This window comes from Legionella micdadei, from assembly GCF_000953635.1.
Classification (GTDB): domain Bacteria; phylum Pseudomonadota; class Gammaproteobacteria; order Legionellales; family Legionellaceae; genus Tatlockia; species Tatlockia micdadei.
In genome coordinates this window covers 1,484,754-1,501,754 of the sequence record NZ_LN614830.1, presented here as the reverse complement: position 1 = coordinate 1,501,754, position 17,001 = coordinate 1,484,754, and the positions used below count along the sequence as shown (strand labels likewise).

Below are 17,001 nucleotides of genomic sequence, written 5' to 3'. Positions count from 1 at the left end.
ATGCAACAAAACTTAAACGTATTATCAGCACTTGGGCCCTCTCAAGCGCTACAAGAATTAGGAAGTTCCTTACAAGGACTTCCTGAGGCAGAGGCTAGAAAACGGCTCGACATCTATGGTTCCAATAAAATAATCACCAAATCCTATCGCTCACCTATTTTCGAAGCCCTTTCACATTCCACAAATCCATTAGTAATCATATTAATTATTGCTGCACTCATTTCATTTTTTACGGGTAGTCCTATTAATGCTGCTATCATCTTGATTGTCGTCAGCATCAGTGTTGCTCTTGATTTTTTTCAAACGCATCGTTCTCTCATCGCTGCTCAAAAATTACAGCAACATGTCGCAATAAAAACCACAGTACGACGAAACGGCAGCGAATTTAATTTGCCTTGCAGTGACTTGGTGCCCGGAGATGTGATCTGTTTAGCAGCCGGCGATATTGTTCCCGCTGATTGCTTATTACTGCAATCTAAAGATCTGCATGTGCAGCAGGCAGCGCTCACAGGTGAATCTCTGCCTATTGAAAAAGAAGCCACAACAACTTCAACTCGACTAAAAAACCCCATTGAGGCTATAAACGCTATTTTTTCAGGCTCTTCTATTGTCAGCGGCCATGCCATCGCACTCGTGCTGATCACAGGGAAAGACACTTTATTCGGCCAAATTGCGCAAAGTTTATCATCAACTCCACCACAAACCGAATTTGAGAAAGGGATTTTACGTTTCGGTTTTTTTATCATGAGAACCGTCATTTTTCTTATCCTTTTCGTCTTCTTAGTCAATATTTACCTTAAACATCCCGCACTCGAATCGTTATTATTCTCTATTGCTTTGGCTGTAGGACTTACACCCGAATTTTTACCTATGATCACCACAGTAACCTTAACAGCAGGCGCTTTAAATATGGCAAAACAAAAAGTGATTGTTAAAAATTTGGCAGCCATACAGAATTTTGGCAGCATAGACATTTTATGCTCTGATAAAACTGGCACGTTAACTCAAGGTGAAATGACTTTAGAAAAATATATGACTATTTTTGGAGAGAAATCAGAATATGTTTTACTGCTCGCATACTTGAGCAGCTTATTTGGCACAAATATAGAAAATCCTCTAGATAATGCCCTTCTTAATAAATCAGGAATCAATCCTTTGGATGCTGCGATTTTGCATCATGAACATCCCGCTCGCCAAGGCTACGTAAAAATCGATGAAATCCCTTTTGATTTTGAGAGAAGACGTTCAAGCATTGTGGTTGACAAAGAGGGAATCCGCTTCATCATTACGAAAGGAGCTCCTGAAAACATCATTAACATTTGTACGAAATATAAAACGGATAAGGGTGAAAAGCCACTTGATGATCAAACCATCAAACAGGCTTTGGATTATTTTCATTCGCTAAGCCAAGAGGGATACCGGGTGTTGGCAATTGCTTATAGCCCTACGGCAGCAAAAGAAAGTTATAAAATCAATGACGAAAAGGATTTAATTTTAGTCGGTTTTTTAGCTTTCTTTGACCCACCATTAGAAGATGCTAAAGAAACCATTGCCAAACTAAATCAGGCCGGTGTAAAAGTAAAGATATTAACGGGTGATAATGAGTTAGTCACTCACCATGTTTGTGACAAGGTTGGCCTTTTAACTAAAAAAATATTACTTGGGAGTCAGATAGAACAAATGTCTGACTTGACTTTGGCAAAAATCGCAGAAGAAATTGAAATTTTTGCGCGCGTTTCGCCTCATCAGAAACGGCGAATTATAAGGGCGCTTAGGGCTAATGGACATGTTGTGGGATACATAGGTGATGGAATCAATGATGCTCCTTCACTACAAAGTGCCGATGTCGGTATTTCTGTTTCGGGCGCAGTTGATGTTGCCCGTGAAGCAGCTCATATCATTTTGTTAGAACATAATTTAAAAGTCTTACTGAATGGTATTATGGAGGGACGCAAATCATTTGGAAACATCATGAAATACCTCATGATGGGCACAAGTTCTAATTTTGGTAACATGCTCAGCATGGCATTTGCCTCTCCATTTCTCCCTTTTTTACCTATGAAACCGACCCAAATTCTTCTTAATAATCTTCTTTATGATATCTCACAAATTTCTATTCCCACCGATAATGTTGACCCAAGCTTTGTTAATAAGCCCAAACACTGGGATATCGACATCATACGTAAATTCATGTTTTATATTGGACCTATAAGCTCCCTCTTTGATTTTATTACTTTTGGGGTAATGCTTTATTATTTCAACGCGTCTGAAGCTTTATTCCAAACTGGTTGGTTTGTCGAGTCTTTGGCAACACAAACATTGGTGATTTTTGTTATTCGAACTGTTAGATCGCCGCTTACAAGCAAGCCAAGCCTTCCTCTGGCCCTGACTGTTTTAATTGTGGTTTTCATAAGCCTGCTATTACCATTCAGTCCATTAGCATCCTCTCTAGGCTTTGTTCCTCTTCCCGCTTCATTTTTTATTTTTTTAACCATTGCGACAACGAGTTACTTATATTTAGTTGAAGTGATTAAAAACAGATTAATGTGGCGATGGCTGCAAAAGGTTTAAGTATCATCCCGCACAATTGTAACAATATGTGGCATTGCTCGTGCATAAGCAACCGCGTAAGCCAATGCCCCTTTTGATTCAGCATGGATACGATATAAGACTCCCCCTGGTTCAACCCGTGTACCTAAAGTCGAATAAAATTCGATACCTGCAGCACGATCGTTAGGTGCACCGGCTAATTTGGCTACTTTGGCTAACTGTCTGTTTTGAATCTCAATCACCCTTCCTTTGTGAGTTGCAATGATGTCATACGTTAAAGAAGCGGTGGGAGGCTCTTTAAACCCGCCTTGCGCTTCGCAAATTGCCAAAAATTTTTTAAAAGCAACGCCACTCTCTAATAATTGTCTTGCCATATGCTCACCCTTTCCTAGTTGGGCTTTTTTTCCCATTTCAAGAATAACTCCAGCTAAGAAAATAGCCTTATTTTTTAAGTCAACTGGAAGCGAGGCACTGTTTTGCAAAATCGCTAGAATATCCTTAGCTTCTAATGCCGGACCAATTCCTCTCCCAACAGGCTGGCTGCCATTGGTTTTTACAACAACTACCTCCATACCCATGGCTTTCCCTACGATGGCAAAATACTCTTTAAGCCTTAAAAAAGCTTGTTCCGAACGGATTTTGGCCGTGGGACCCACGGGTACATCCAGCACCACATGAGTAATGCCCATGGCTGCCTTTTTGGATAAAACAGAAGCAATCATTTGTCCCTCGGGATCGAGATCTAACACTCGTTCAATGCGAATGAGTAGATCATCCGCTGGACTAATTCCCATGGCTCCTCCCCAAACCATGCATCCCCCCTCTTTTTCAACAATAAATCGAATTTTTTTCTGATCCAAAATTACTGGTGTCATCGTTTCTATCGTATCCGCGGTGCCTGCTGGTGAAGTAATCGCCCGCGAGGATGTCTTAGGGATAATTAGACCACTTGCAGCGACAATGGCAACGACGAGCGGTGTTGTCCTATTTCCAGGTATACCGCCAATGCTATGTTTGTCAACCACAATAGGGTAATTCCAAGATATTTGCTTTCCTGTTTCCACCATTGCCTGTGTTAAATCGATAATCTCTCTTAAATTTAAATGATCACCCGCACAAGCAGTAATAAAACTCGACAAATGGATATTTGAGTATTTTCCAGCCACAATATCATGAACTACTGCTTTAAATTGAGCAGCAGTTAACTCGTTGCCGTGTATTTTTGCACGCACGTATTCCAATGAAGTAACCGGAGAAAGATGCGACAAACTTATAGCATCACCCTCTTTTACACCTAATTCCCTCCATGCGCTTTCTGATAAACTCACTTCATCTTGTTTTAAGATTTCCGATCTAATGACATTCAAGGTTGCGATAATGGAATGATGATTTGCGGATACAACAAGCTGGGTTAATGATTCAATCCCCTCCGATTTACAAATAAAGCAATCAGAGTGGGTAAATACGGTGAATTCTTGCTTAGTATCAATCCCTAATCTAACGAATTTTAAGTGATGGTTATCTGGCATATCTTCCTTACCTGATTTGGCTTACAAGCCTTAAAAAAGTAATTTTTTAGCTAATAATAAAGTAGGATCTTCTTTTGTCGCGTTTAAGGAAAAACCTAAATTTTTTGCCAACTCTAACATGGGTAGATTCGCTGACATAATCACACCTTCCATCGTCCTTAAATTTTTGGATTTAGCAATAGCCATCAGACTAGACAATAAATGGCTCCCGATTCCCTTGTTTTGCCATTGATCAGCGATGACTAAAGCAAATTCACAGGTTAGAAAATCAGGAAAAACAGTGTAATGAGCAATCCCAATAATAGACTCCCGCGCTTTATTTTGAATAACAGCCACCATCGCCATTTCGCGATCATAATCAATTTGTGTTGTTCTCTTAAGCATCTCCGGAGTTAATTCTCGCAACCCGCCCATAAAGCGAAAATATTTTGTTTGTTGAGAAAGTTGGCGTATAAAATTTTGTTCTGATTTTGCATCCTCAGGTCTAATAGGTCTGATAATGACGGGTGTCCCATCTGCTAATTGCAAATGAGAAATTAAATGGGAGGGATATGGGTGAATGGCAAGGTGGCTATAGGGAATTAAAGGCGTTTCAAAATTAATCACTATTCGAGCATCCACTGCAACCACTTCCTTCTCATTAGCAATTAAAGGATTAATATCCATTTCCTCAATTTGGGGTAATTCACAAACCATTTCAGAAATACGGAGCAACAAATCTTCGATAGCAGCAATATTCACAGCAGGCTTATTGCGAAATTCCCCTAAAAGTTTTGCAATCCGTGTTCGGGCAATTAGACTTTCAGCTAGGTATTTATTTAATGGCGGCAAAGCAATAGCTCGATCTTGCATGATCTCGATTAAACTCCCGCCTGCCCCAAAATTAATTGTAGGACCGAAAATAGGATCCTTAATAACTCCTACCATTAATTCGCGATCATTCGCAGTCTTATACATCGGCTCCACAGTCACCCCGATTATGTTTGCATCCGGCAGCTTTTTTTTGGCATTCTCGATCAATTGATAGAAAAATGTTCTTACCGCTTCAGCATTGGTAATATTAAGCTGCACTCCTGAGACATCCTGTTTATGGGTTATATCGGGTGAATAAATTTTCATAACAACAGGAAAGCCAAGCGACTCAGCCGCGATTAACGCTTCTGCTGATGTATGGGCAAGCACTGTTTGAGTGATAGGGATGCCAAAAGCTCGCAAGATCGCTTTTGACTCAGTAGTAGTAAGTATTTTTCGATGTTCTGCAATAGCGCTCTCGATAATGAGCTGTGCTCCATTCACATCGGGTTGGCTTTGATACGAAAGAGGTTCGGGTACCTGCAGCAATAATTGTTGATTATGATAATAATTAGCTAAATAAGAGAAGGCTTCCACAGCCATTTCAGGGGTGCTGAACGAAGGAATTTTATGCTTTGCAAAAAAATGGTTTGCTTCCTCAACCTGATTTTTTCCCATCCAGCAAGTTAAAATAGGTTTGTCGCTTTGTTGACTTATTACATTAACCTCTTCAGCAACTTTCAACGGTTCAGACATGGAGACCGGAATCAGAATGGTTAGCAAGCCATCGCAGTTTTTATCTTTCAAGCACGCGCTCATCACTTTCTGATACCGCTCTGGAGTGGCGTCCCCAAGAATATCAATCGGGTTATGGTGAGACCAATGATGAGGGAGCACAGAGTCTAAATAAGCAATGGTATCATCGGTTAATTCTGGCAAAGGGATATTTAGATCCGCAGCACGATCCGCTGCCATAACCCCAGCACCGCCACCGTTTGTGATGATCATTAAGCGATTACCTTTGCTCCGACGAGAACTTGAAAACACTTCGGCGGCGGAAAATAATTCTTTTATGCTAACCACTCTCACCACACCAGCTCGGCGAAGTGCAGCATCAAAAACGTCATCTGCACCAATCATTGCTCCTGTGTGGGAAACAGCAGCGCGTGTTCCTTGCGAGTTTCGCCCTGCTTTGATGGCAATGATTGGTTTTAGACGTGAAGCAGCCCGCAATCCGCTCATGAATTTGCGCGCGTTACGTATACCTTCGATATAAAGCAAGATGCAATCTGTTTTTGGATCAAGTGCTAAGTAATCCAATACCTCACCAAAACCAATATCGGCACTATTTCCGAGTGAAACCACAGAAGAAAACCCAACTTCTTCCTGAAAAGCCCAATCTAAAATCGCTGCACAAAGTGCCCCAGATTGCGAAACAAAAGCTAAATTTCCCGGCAATACTGGACTGCTCTCAAATGTCGCATTTAATCCTATTGCAGGACTTCTTATACCTAAACAGTTAGGACCAATAAAACGGATTTTTGATTGTTGGGCCAATTCAATCACTGTTTGTTCAAGTTCCTTACCGCCTGCCATTGCTTCGCCGAATCCTGCAGAGAGAATAATCGCGTGCCGCACATTTTTTTCTCCACATTCCCTGATTACCTGAGGTACGGAAGCAGCAGGTGTTGTAATGACAGCGAGATCAACCGATTGGCTAATATTTTTCACAGAAGAAAAGCACGGGATATCTTGGATAGCCTCATGATTAGGATTTACAGGAAAAACCTTACCTGAAAAATCAGTAAGTAAATTGCTGAAAACTTTGGCTCCAACTGACAAAGGCTTATCGCTCGCCCCAATGACTGCAATGGAGTGCGGATTAAATAGCTTATCTAGATAATGGGTTTCCATAAGAAACTTCCGTTTAGTTATTTAAGTTATTCTTCCCTTTTTTTCCTTTGATGTCTCTATTATCTGTAATATTTTCTATTTCAACAAATTTTAGCAGTGCATATATTTAAAATGGTTAACCAACGGTATCTTCTTGAAGAAAAAAGGATAATCGTAGTAACCTTAAATAACAAAGGATACTGCGCTTTTAGGGATTTTAGTGATGGACAAGATTACAAACTCAGGCGATAGAATGCATTTCTTAAGATGTATTCTGCAAAATAATATCCAGCACATCTCCATTGCTGATAATAAAGCAGGGGTATTACTAGGGGCAAATTTTATTCTTTTATCAATCCTGGTTGGGGAATTACGCAAAGGACTTCATCTCTTCTTACTGATTCCGATAATTTTTTCTTTTATTATTGTTATTTTTGCAGTTAGGACACTATCACCAAAACTTATTTTTTCGGCTCAGATTCCGCGTAATCTTATTTTCTTTGGCGAGGTCATTCATCACGAATTTGATTCGTACGTGCAAAATGCTCAGACCATCTTGTCAAACAGTGAACTGATCTACAAGGCAATGCTCAATGATTTTTATCAGTCTAGCCTAATCTTAAATAAGAAATATGCCAATCTTCGAGTTTGTTATAGGCTGTGCTACGTATTTTTCTTAAGCGCCCTTTTAATCACTTTTTACATGAGTTTAAAGCTATTTTTTTCCTGAAAAATGGAGCGGGTGATGGGAATCGAACCCACGCTATCAGCTTGGGAAGCTGAAGTTCTACCATTGAACTACACCCGCATAAACGCGTTATGCCTTATTCAACGATCGGCTGAATTTGGCCCTCAAAGCCAACTGTTCTTTCTTCAAGATTCAAGGATATCACCCGAAACTGCCTATTATACTCAAACACCTAAGCGTATATCATATCCTTATTATCTACTACAAGGATAGAATAATTTGTAGTTAGATTACGCCCAAGCATTAAAGATTTTATCACCAACTAATGACTGCTTGCTAAATCGAAAATCTTCTATGACAATGGATTAATCTTGGAGATAAATCTTGAAGCTGAGGAATATTTAATGGCTGCTCCCTTGCATGTGCTTGTGGTAGAAGATAGCCCTGTCGCGCAAACCGTAGCCAAGTTCCATTTGATAAAGCTGGGATGTATCGTCGATCTTGCTGAAAATGGTGACGTAGCGCTGGCAAAATCAAGAACGATTAAATACGATTTAATTTTAATGGACATTGGTCTAGGAAATGGACCTGATGGTTTTGAAGTCACATCAAAAATAAAACAACCTTGTGAAGTTAACCAAACCACACCAATTATGGCAGTAACTGCTCATGGTGAATCGGAGTACATCGATAAAGCATTCGCTTGCGGTATGGCACGTTATTTCAATAAGCCCATTACACCTACTACAGTAAAAGAAATCGTTGATTATCTTAAAGTGGGTTGAAAAAACCTGAACGAGGCCATTCTTAAATGTTTAAATTTTTTTCTCTGAGGCTTTATGAAAAACTCACTTAAAAACACCTATGCTCTCTGGATAGAAAATTACCTTCAAGAAGAGAAACCTTTATACAGAGGGGAAGCAAAAACGATGCTCGCTGAATTAAAAAGAAAGAACAGTTTTGATGGATTGTTCAGCCTTGTAAAGACTACAATGGACAAAATCAAGCGCATTGATTTTTTTTCGAAAGAAGACGCATTCGCTAAAAAATTAAAAGCATGGTATTCAGATCTTCTTCAGCGCCAAAATGAATACGGACAATTTGATCCAAGCAGTTTAAAAAGCGAGTTGTTGGCAAAAGAAGTGTGGCCGTTAATTAATCTTCTAGACAGTATTGTTGATGACCCTGCATTTTTGATGCACACTCGCACCCCAATTATTCTAAAAATGCTCAATAATCAAAATCAACTTAAGAAAATCTTTTCGCATATTGTCGAACAACCTAGCGTTATGCTAACTTCGGAAGAGCAAAAGAAATGCTTCAGCCCGGATCATAAAGCAACCCTACAACTCTATAATAATCACTCCGCCACTCATCTTGAAACCAATAATCTCAGTCTTATGGCCAATAGCCTATTAGTCAATTGCCTTGAGATTTATCAAGATCTTCAGCCCGAAGAACCAAGACCTAAAAAATGCATTATTATGTGATCGAGTTGGGAGTGAATTGATTTAGATCGGATCTTAAGCATAATGACCCGATCTAAATTTAGAAAGCACGTCAATTTATATAATTAAAACCTTTGCTCCAGGATTGGCTTTTACCCAATTAGCCACATACTCAATATAGTTATTTTTGCCAACAGCAATACATCCTCGCGTTGAGCTTGGTAGGTTATTCAACCAACTAAACCAACTAGATGACTGTGATGGCCCATGGATCCCTACATCTCTACCTGTATATCCAGCAGCTAATTGCTTTGCAGTTGGATAGAGAATTGGAATAAAGACTTTAAAATGAGTGGATTTTCTAGGATGGGCTAATCTATATAAACCAATGGGAGTTTTATTATCACCGGCATGTTTTTTACCTACTCCTTTGTATCCGAGGGCTACTTTAAAGGACTTAATTACGGTGCCGTGCTTGCAAATATTTAAAATTCGCGAAGTGGTGTGGACATTGATTCCAGTTAATAAAGGACAATTTTTAGTACTAGCAAGCAAAGCAACAGGAAATAAAATTGAAATCATTAAGAAAATTGCTTTTATTTTCATATAAAAAGACAAATATTATTTTAATTGGTTAATAATTATCACATAGTATTTATTTTATTCATAGTGTTAGCTGGCTAAAGCATCCTTAGGAGAGCTTAATTGGGCTAATCACTCCGCTCCTCTTGAAACCAATAATCACAGTCTTAAGGCCAATAACCAATGAAATGATTTAGATCGGATCAAATAATGATGACCCGATCTAAATGTGGAGCACGTTATTACGATTTTGAGAGGCCTTTAAGCCATGCTTTTGCCTCTGGACTTACTTTATCATCGTTTAAAGCAGCTTCTAAAATAGTATGATTTCGCGCGACATCATCCCCATGCATGTCAACTAGCACCTCATTCCAGAGCGCTAACATTGTCGATGAGGGAATTTTCCCTACTTTATCTAAAAGAGTATAAATCCTATCTCGCCAGTAGGCATCCATAGCCTTCTCCATCCATGATACAATTTCAGGTGTCAGTCCAGTCCCCTCAAGACCCCTCCCTTCCCCAAAACCTTTCTCAAATTTTTTAGTCCTTAAATGGGCGTACTTTTTGCCGTATACGCCATTAACCCAATCCATGAGCTTTTTTCCTAACTTGATACCCAGCTCTGAATAAGGATCCTTTTGGAGGTTATTTTTAAATTCCTCTACCAGCTGGCGCCAATTATTTTCAAAGGCAGTTTTTTGCTCAGAATTAGCATTGGCTTTCATTTCCTTTTCAAACTCTGCATATTCCTTTAATTCTTCTGGCGTAAATATTTCTCTAACCCAGCCATGTTCAAGATTCTCTGTCATACGATATACCTCAATCAGTTGAATTACTGTTTCCCAAGGAATGGATTGATTGTCTTTAACATCAGAAATAATGCTTCTCAATGTTTTAGCCCCCTCAAGTAAAGCGGTTGCTTTTTGCTCTAACACATGCGCTTGGTTGACGAAATGATCAAGCGCATCATTAGGCTTAGTGAGTAGGGTTTTAATTTGCGAAAGCTCAAAACCAAAAAACTTCAAAGCAATAATCTGTTGCAATTTCAATAAATCATTCTCGGAGTAGACACGATACCCATTAGCAAGTCGTAATGAAGGCTTTAGTAAATTAATACGGTCATAATGATGCAGCGTTTGCACCGAAACGCCGGTTAATCGACTTAAATCTTTTACGAACCATTGAGTCATTGTGTTACCTCCTTAAACACAAAGGTAAGGTATATAGCAACAATAGGGTCAAGTATTTTTGTGATTTAGATGAATAAATCATTTTTACTCACCATCTTCATTATCCTCCGACATTTTATCAGGTAGAAATCCCCCCACTTGTGCATCCCATAATGTTTTATACAAACCGCCCTGTTTAAGCAATTGAGCATGTGTACCATCTTCGACAATATGCCCTTTATCGAACACCAAGATTCGATCCATCTGTAAAAGGGTTGATAACCGATGAGCAATCACCAATGTCGTTTTATGTTGCATCAATTCCCATAAACTCGCTTGAATATTTGACTCTGTGATGGAATCAAGTTGAGATGTCGCCTCATCGAGCATTAAAATCGGCGCATTCTTTAAAATGGCACGCGCTATAGCAATACGTTGACGCTGACCGCCTGAAAGTTTTACGCCGCGTTCGCCCACCAATGCCCCGTAGCCTTGTGGCAATTGACTAATAAATTCATGCGCATGTGCTTTTTCGGAAGCTGCGATCACTTCCTCATCGGTCGCATCTGGCCTACCGTAGCGAATATTATCCAATAGGCTTCGATGAAAGAGTGTTGGATCTTGGGGGATCATAGCAATCGCTCGCCGTAAGCTATGTTGTGTGACATCGCGAATATCTTGGCCATCAATAAGAATTTGACCGTCCACAACTTCGTACAATCTTAAAATGAGATTCACGAAAGTTGATTTGCCGCTCCCCGAATACCCCACTAAACCTACTTTTTGGCCCGCTGCAATTGTCACTGACTTATTTTGAAACAACGTTTCCGTGCCGCGATAATGAAACTTGACTTGTACAAAATCAATTTGGCCTTCAGTGACGATTAACTGAGTTGCCTCATTTTTATCCTGGATGTCATGTGGCAAAATCAACGCCCGTAAACTCTGCCTGCATTTTCCCAGTGCTTGGTTAAATTGATCAACTTGGAACATGGTATACCACATCATGTGTCCCAACTCCATGGAGAGCCCTAGAATTAAAGCAAAATCACCAATGCTAATCAGGCCTTTACCATACAAGTGAATTAAAGAGAACGCAGCGCAACCCATCATTACCGCAATCATCGCGCCTTGCGCGCAGCACAGCAGGACAATAAATAGCTCTTTTTTTTGAAACGCTTGCTGTACCAATTGAAAAAATTGATTCATTCGAGTTAGTTCATGCGATTTTTGAGAAAAAATCCGTATATTCGATTGATTGCTTAGGCTATCTACCAATTGGCCGGAGAGCTGTGATTCGCTATTTGCATGCTCATCAGACAAAAGCACTAATCGCCTTGACATCAAAATGCTAAATGATGCAAACGCGATAAACCAAAGCAACAAAATATAAAAAAATAGGGTATTAACGCAGTAAGCAGTGATAAATGAAACTATAAGCAAAGAAGTTCCGCGGATAAAATCCACCGACACTCGGTGGAGGATAATTTCAAGATTATCAGCTAGCGTGGTGATCTGGTCCGCGATGCGGCCAGATAAATTATCCTGAAAAAATTGATATGAAGAGCCCAATACATACTCAAACGTTTGACTAATGATTTGATTTTTGATGATGGGCTCAAATTGATAATTTAAAAAACCCAGTGTTCGCCAAGTCACATTATCAAACACAATAAAGTTCAACACTAACAATCCTGCCGTCCAATAAAGTTGAGTGACCTTATCTGCTGGATTTGATGCAAGAGTATTAATTATGGATTTAACTAATAGGCTATTAAATGGCCCCCAAAATCCAGCTAACAAGGCAAGTAGGATAAACAAAAAAACCACCCAACGATAAGGCTTTAAAAAATGCCAAATAAAAGAACTTAGATGATTTGGCAAAAACATATTACTATTCATATTCAATTACCCGTAATGCATCATTTAAACGACGTATCTTCCCTTGATGAACGAGATACTTCGTTCCAATATGAATTGCTTCTAAAAAATCATTATCATGAGAGATGACAATCATTGCCCCGCGAAACTGACGCAACACTTGAATCACATGTGCACGGGTTTCAAGGTCTAAGTTATTAGTCAGCTCATCTAGAATGAGTAACTTTGGTGGATTTGCGGCAATAAGCGCTAAAGACAGCCTTACTTTTTCACCACCCGACAATTCTTCGATGAATATCTGAATTTCTTGATTTTTACGAAATAAAAAGTCGTTTAAATGTTCACGAATTTCGATATCAGAGGCTTTTGGCATAGCATCACGCATGGCATCAAGGACGCTTTTTCCTATAGCAAGATGATCATAATGCTGATCGAGGTACCCTATATCGTCACGATCAGGCACAGCCCAAACACCCTTTTTTATCAATAATGGTTTATCTAAAATTGCTTTAGCTAGCGTTGATTTGCCCGAACCATTATCACCGCAGAGGGCTACCCGTTCACTCGCGTTCACCTGGAGATTGATGTCCGACAAAACAGCAGGTTTATTTGGGTGACTCACTGAGGCATCTTGAATAGCAATAACGGCCTTATGATATTTCGCACTGTTTAACTTAAATTTTGGTTGAATCACTTCGGGCTGGTGTAGTTGTGATAATTGTTCGAACAACGTTTGCTTTTTCTCTCTTATTTGGCTTAATCGTTTATCTCCTGATCTCACCGAACTGGCTAATTTAGTGTATGAGCGAATCGTCGGCCATTTACGATGTGTAATATGCTTTTCACCCTGAATCCGTGATCGTTTGTTGCGTTCTTGTTCTCTCATCAAAGCAAGGTGTACTTCCCTCCTTTGCCTCGACAGATTATCAAGCTGTTGTTCGATGAATTCTTTTTTCTTGGCAAGCATCTGTTGATAGTCTTGATACCGCCCTGAAAAAACAGTGATGCGTTTTGCATCAATATGCCAAAGGGTATCCGCTACCCCATTAATGATTTCCATATCGTGGGAAACGATGATGAGAGTCCCATGGTAATGTTTAAGCATACGGATTAAAGAACGGCGATTACGGTTGTCAAGGTGATTAGTCGGTTCATCCAAGAGCAGTAAATTAGGATTAGCTGCCAATAGTTTGGTCAAGAAGTGATTGAGCCGTTGTCCACCGCTTAATCCTTGATAATCCCCGATAATTTGAGGTAAGTATCCGGGATTCACCTCTTGAGGAAATTTAATTTCCCCCTCAGTAGGCCTTAAGGAACCATAAAGCATTTTAAGCAGAGTGGACTTTCCTGCTCCATTACGGCCGATAATAGCAATACGATCGCCATATTGAATCTGGCCGCTAAATCCTTCAAAACAGGTTTTGTGGGGGTAGATTAGACTTAATTCTTCGAATTGAATCGGTTTATGAGGCATGATTTACTCTTAAGTATGTCTACAGGACAGTAAAAAACACAAAGCCAAAAATGACTTTGTTACCTTTGCCCTTTAGATCGGGCTTACCTAAGATGTAATTTTCATGATTTCTTAAACCTACTTTTAGACGTTCTGTAAAGAAAAATGTTACAATTTTAAAGAACAAGATTACTCGTGTCAACAATCTGATTTTTAAGAGTGGACTGAACTATTACTTCCCCCCTGGTGGCTTAGGAGTGGTGGGAGTTGGAGTAAATTGGTGCTGGCTTTCCATCTCAGAGGATAAAGCCCCGCCAGGTACATAACGGGAATCCTCAGCCTTTAATTTTTGTAATTGCTCTTTATGATGGTGTGTGACCGTTTTTGTTTGGTAAGCTTTTTCTCTTAATTCGGAATTTAAAATTTTGGGGTTGGTCCCAAAGAAATGGGTTCCATCCAACTCTTCAATGCTCCTAGCAAAGCCGTAAGTCGGGAAAAAATAATTAAGTGCAGGCGCTAATGCTTTAGGCAGGATATGCTCCGCAAGTATGTGCCCATTGCAGGAATTGGCACAATAAACAGAGGTTGCTACGCAGCGTTTCGTTTCTGGATTGATTTGTGCACCAAAACCTGCTCTCCACTCATTCATATCACCTGTGTGATAAGCCCCTATTGTGTCTCCTCGCTCATTTTTTACCAGCCCTATTCCCAATCCCCAAGTTACCCGCTCTCTGTCAATGTCCTGAACCACTACCTCCTCAACGAGCTTATCTTCTGAGAAAGGGAAATAGTCTTCTTTCATGGAATAAATAGGTTCAACCGGTTGAAATGCATAATTCAATTTATCATCGTTAATCCAGGTTGTTATTAATTTTGCATACTCTGCGGCGGTAGTTTTTAGGCTATTTGCAGCGATGGATTCAGGTCCATAAGTACTATTAGGCATATTTAAAGCTTGAGGCCCGAACACGTTTTCCTGAGCTAATGTTTGCAAATTGGTGCCGGTCAATTGTTCAATTGCCGTTTGCAAACAATCAATACCTGGTCCTGAATAGGCGTAGTTTGCACCTGGCTCGAATTGGAATCGAAATGGCTCTTTATCAACAATATGTAATCCAGTCCTATGCGATAGAACCATTTCAGCATTCAATCGTTTTGCCCAATCCCAGTGTTCAGGGGCAAATTTTTTAAGAAAAGGATTTTCATCATCAGGTATTATTTCGCCATCCTGGCGCTGAAATACTGAATATAGAGGGGTTTTTAAATTAAATTCGGTGCTAAATTCTCCTAACCCATGTTTAGCCTCCTTAGCCTTATTACTCTCTATCAGTTTTAAGACTAAATAAGCAAACACCGGTTTACTGAGGGAAGCTGCACTAAAAACTGTATTGGCGTCCACAGGACTAGAAGGAAACTCCCCCCCTCCAAGGGTCTTCCCAACCGACATGGTTAGAATAGCCTCTTGACTATCATGGCTATAAGATGCAATAGCTGCTCCTGGAATCTTAGCTGACGCCGTTAATTGTTGAGTCGACTCCCGGGTTATCCCATTAATTTCATCAACTTCATAAACCTTAAAGTCAATATTTTTTGCCGTAACCAAGTTGGGGTGTGCCTGGGGCAAGAGTAAAGCAAGCCCAGCCGACCAAGGCTCTGAAGCATGCCCTCCTGGATGAAGCCTACATTCGGTATTTAGCTCTCGGGCCAATAATATCGTCGCTGGAGTCACCGGTTCACCTCCATGCTCACCGGTTTCTTGAATTCCAGCTTGAAGATAGACATTGACCTCGCCTTTGGGCACTACTTGCTTGGAAAACACATCATATCCTGTCTTTAGCATGCGTAATAAATACTGCTGCTCTTCTGTATTTGTTAAGGGGGCGCGCCAAGTTCGATCGTCTTCGTAGCGCACAGGTACATCAACCTCTTTGTCGCTTAATCGTTCAGATGAAGGGCCCCACCAAAGGGAAGGGGATTGGGCAATTACTTGGCCATATACATCAGGATGCATCATAGCCGTGTATACAGCTTGCAGGCCCCCCATACTTTGCCCACATAATCCAATTTTTTGAGGGTCTTTCGTGACTGGAATACCTGCTCGCTTCAGTGCACTTGGAATTTTGGCTAGCATCGCATCAGTCTCTGGACTACAGCCATATTCTTTGAGCCTAGGCATAGAGACCCATCCCCCTTCTTCCCAAGTAGGTGGTGTAGGTGGAATAAATACGGCAACAACAGGTTCCATTTTTCCTTCAGCAATGAGATTATCAAAAATAGTTTTAGTACCCATGCCGTTACCGAAAGCATCTTGCCGTAAGTGCATGTCGCCATCCAACATCACCTCAATATTGTATTCTTTAGGTTCTGAAGCATTAAATCCTGCAGGTAAATACACTTCTACAATATGTTCCCCAGGTTGTAATCGATAAGACTCATCCACCGGATCACTTAAAACACCCTCTGCATTCAATACGCGTTTGTGTATAGTCCCCTTCATCTCTTCTGGTAATTCTGGATTTTCGTACACAGCCCAAAGAATTTTCCCATCCGATAATGCAACTTTATTAATGATATTAGGTTTTTGTTTTAAATCTCCCGGCTTAACGTTCGGATGCATATAAAAATCGCTACTCTCATTGGGTGCCATCAATCTACTTGCAACCCACTGACCGTTATTCCCTTTAGCCATCGAGACAGAATGCTCTTGTCCGAATTCGTCGTGGTAACCTAATAACATTTCATTTGGGGGAGGTATTTTGGTATCTGGTGTGTAGACAAACGTCACCATAATCTCAGACGAAGTATTATCAACAATCACTTCGACAAGCCCGGCGCTTTCTCCAACAACAGCCATTTTAATGGACTCAGGCATGTTAATTAATTTAAAACCAATAGACTCATATTATAGTCTAGAAACGGACAAGGAATCACCGCTCATGATAACGTTGATACAGACTGTTTTCTTTTCTTAGCTGCACTTTATCTCCTTTACAAATTAACCACTCACCCTTAAATA

General features: G+C 40.2%; 11 protein-coding genes and 1 tRNA gene. 4 read left to right on the top strand and 8 right to left on the bottom strand.

Going from position 1 to position 17,001, the window contains the following annotated elements; all coding sequences use genetic code 11:
* Entirely contained in the window at window positions 1-2,571 is a 2,571-nt protein-coding gene (gene mgtA / locus LMI_RS06620) for a magnesium-translocating P-type ATPase (RefSeq protein ID WP_045099085.1), read from the top strand.
* Here the strand turns inward: mgtA and LMI_RS06615 are convergent.
* Together LMI_RS06615 and LMI_RS06610 are read right to left on the bottom strand one after the other, a co-directional pair.
* On the bottom strand, window positions 2,568-4,079 hold the full coding sequence (locus LMI_RS06615) for a thymidine phosphorylase family protein (protein WP_045099084.1): 1,512 nt from the start codon (window positions 4,077-4,079) through the stop codon (window positions 2,568-2,570). The genes mgtA and LMI_RS06615 overlap by 4 nt on opposite strands.
* 30 nt (window positions 4,080-4,109) lie before the next feature.
* Window positions 4,110-6,785 (bottom strand): bifunctional acetate--CoA ligase family protein/GNAT family N-acetyltransferase, encoded by a 2,676-nt coding sequence (locus tag LMI_RS06610; protein WP_045099083.1) that lies wholly within the window; start codon window positions 6,783-6,785, stop codon window positions 4,110-4,112.
* A gap of 202 nt (window positions 6,786-6,987) precedes the next feature.
* Here LMI_RS06610 and LMI_RS06605 point away from each other — a divergent pair, with 202 nt between their 5' ends.
* Window positions 6,988-7,494 carry a Pycsar system effector family protein gene (locus tag LMI_RS06605; protein ID WP_083012150.1) on the top strand — a complete coding sequence of 169 codons (507 nt, stop codon included), beginning with the start codon at window positions 6,988-6,990 and terminating at the stop codon, window positions 7,492-7,494.
* 4 nt (window positions 7,495-7,498) lie between these two features.
* Here LMI_RS06605 and LMI_RS06600 read toward each other — a convergent pair.
* Window positions 7,499-7,572, bottom strand: a tRNA-Gly gene (locus tag LMI_RS06600).
* 284 nt (window positions 7,573-7,856) lie between these two features.
* On the opposite strand from LMI_RS06600, the gene LMI_RS06595 reads away from it, so the two are divergent.
* Both LMI_RS06595 and LMI_RS06590 read left to right on the top strand, forming a co-directional pair.
* Window positions 7,857-8,237 (top strand): response regulator, encoded by a 381-nt coding sequence (locus LMI_RS06595; protein ID WP_045099081.1) that lies wholly within the window; start codon window positions 7,857-7,859, stop codon window positions 8,235-8,237.
* Window positions 8,238-8,291: 54 nt separating this feature from the next.
* Window positions 8,292-8,942: a hypothetical protein gene (locus LMI_RS06590; RefSeq protein ID WP_045099080.1), complete on the top strand. Its 651-nt coding sequence runs from the start codon at window positions 8,292-8,294 to the stop codon at window positions 8,940-8,942.
* 75 nt (window positions 8,943-9,017) lie between these two features.
* On the opposite strand, the gene LMI_RS06585 is transcribed toward LMI_RS06590, so the two are convergent.
* The 5 genes from LMI_RS06585 to LMI_RS14875 form a co-directional block, all read right to left on the bottom strand.
* On the bottom strand, window positions 9,018-9,506 hold the full coding sequence (locus tag LMI_RS06585) for a L,D-transpeptidase family protein (RefSeq protein WP_045099079.1): 489 nt from the start codon (window positions 9,504-9,506) through the stop codon (window positions 9,018-9,020).
* A gap of 218 nt (window positions 9,507-9,724) precedes the next feature.
* Window positions 9,725-10,672 (bottom strand): MerR family transcriptional regulator, encoded by a 948-nt coding sequence (locus LMI_RS06580; RefSeq protein ID WP_045099078.1) that lies wholly within the window; start codon window positions 10,670-10,672, stop codon window positions 9,725-9,727.
* A gap of 84 nt (window positions 10,673-10,756) precedes the next feature.
* Window positions 10,757-12,553, bottom strand: coding sequence for an ABC transporter ATP-binding protein (locus LMI_RS06575; RefSeq protein WP_045099077.1), 1,797 nt, complete (start codon window positions 12,551-12,553; stop codon window positions 10,757-10,759).
* Window positions 12,546-14,006 (bottom strand): ATP-binding cassette domain-containing protein, encoded by a 1,461-nt coding sequence (locus tag LMI_RS06570; RefSeq protein WP_045099076.1) that lies wholly within the window; start codon window positions 14,004-14,006, stop codon window positions 12,546-12,548. The genes LMI_RS06575 and LMI_RS06570 overlap by 8 nt, the downstream gene beginning before the upstream one ends.
* Before the next feature lie 211 nt (window positions 14,007-14,217).
* Window positions 14,218-16,857, bottom strand: a complete 2,640-nt coding sequence (locus tag LMI_RS14875) for an alpha/beta hydrolase-fold protein (protein ID WP_052679480.1) — start codon at window positions 16,855-16,857, stop codon at window positions 14,218-14,220.
* Window positions 16,858-17,001: the final 144 nt, after the last annotated feature.

Coding starts and splice junctions, on each gene's coding strand:
- mgtA (WP_045099085.1), top strand. CDS start 1: ATGCAACAAAACTTAAACGTATTATCAGCACTTGGGCCCTCTCAAGCG.
- LMI_RS06615 (WP_045099084.1), bottom strand. CDS start 4,079: ATGCCAGATAACCATCACTTAAAATTCGTTAGATTAGGGATTGATACT.
- LMI_RS06610 (WP_045099083.1), bottom strand. CDS start 6,785: ATGGAAACCCATTATCTAGATAAGCTATTTAATCCGCACTCCATTGCA.
- LMI_RS06605 (WP_083012150.1), top strand. CDS start 6,988: ATGGACAAGATTACAAACTCAGGCGATAGAATGCATTTCTTAAGATGT.
- LMI_RS06595 (WP_045099081.1), top strand. CDS start 7,857: ATGGCTGCTCCCTTGCATGTGCTTGTGGTAGAAGATAGCCCTGTCGCG.
- LMI_RS06590 (WP_045099080.1), top strand. CDS start 8,292: ATGAAAAACTCACTTAAAAACACCTATGCTCTCTGGATAGAAAATTAC.
- LMI_RS06585 (WP_045099079.1), bottom strand. CDS start 9,506: ATGAAAATAAAAGCAATTTTCTTAATGATTTCAATTTTATTTCCTGTT.
- LMI_RS06580 (WP_045099078.1), bottom strand. CDS start 10,672: ATGACTCAATGGTTCGTAAAAGATTTAAGTCGATTAACCGGCGTTTCG.
- LMI_RS06575 (WP_045099077.1), bottom strand. CDS start 12,553: ATGAATAGTAATATGTTTTTGCCAAATCATCTAAGTTCTTTTATTTGG.
- LMI_RS06570 (WP_045099076.1), bottom strand. CDS start 14,006: ATGCCTCATAAACCGATTCAATTCGAAGAATTAAGTCTAATCTACCCC.
- LMI_RS14875 (WP_052679480.1), bottom strand. CDS start 16,857: ATGCCTGAGTCCATTAAAATGGCTGTTGTTGGAGAAAGCGCCGGGCTT.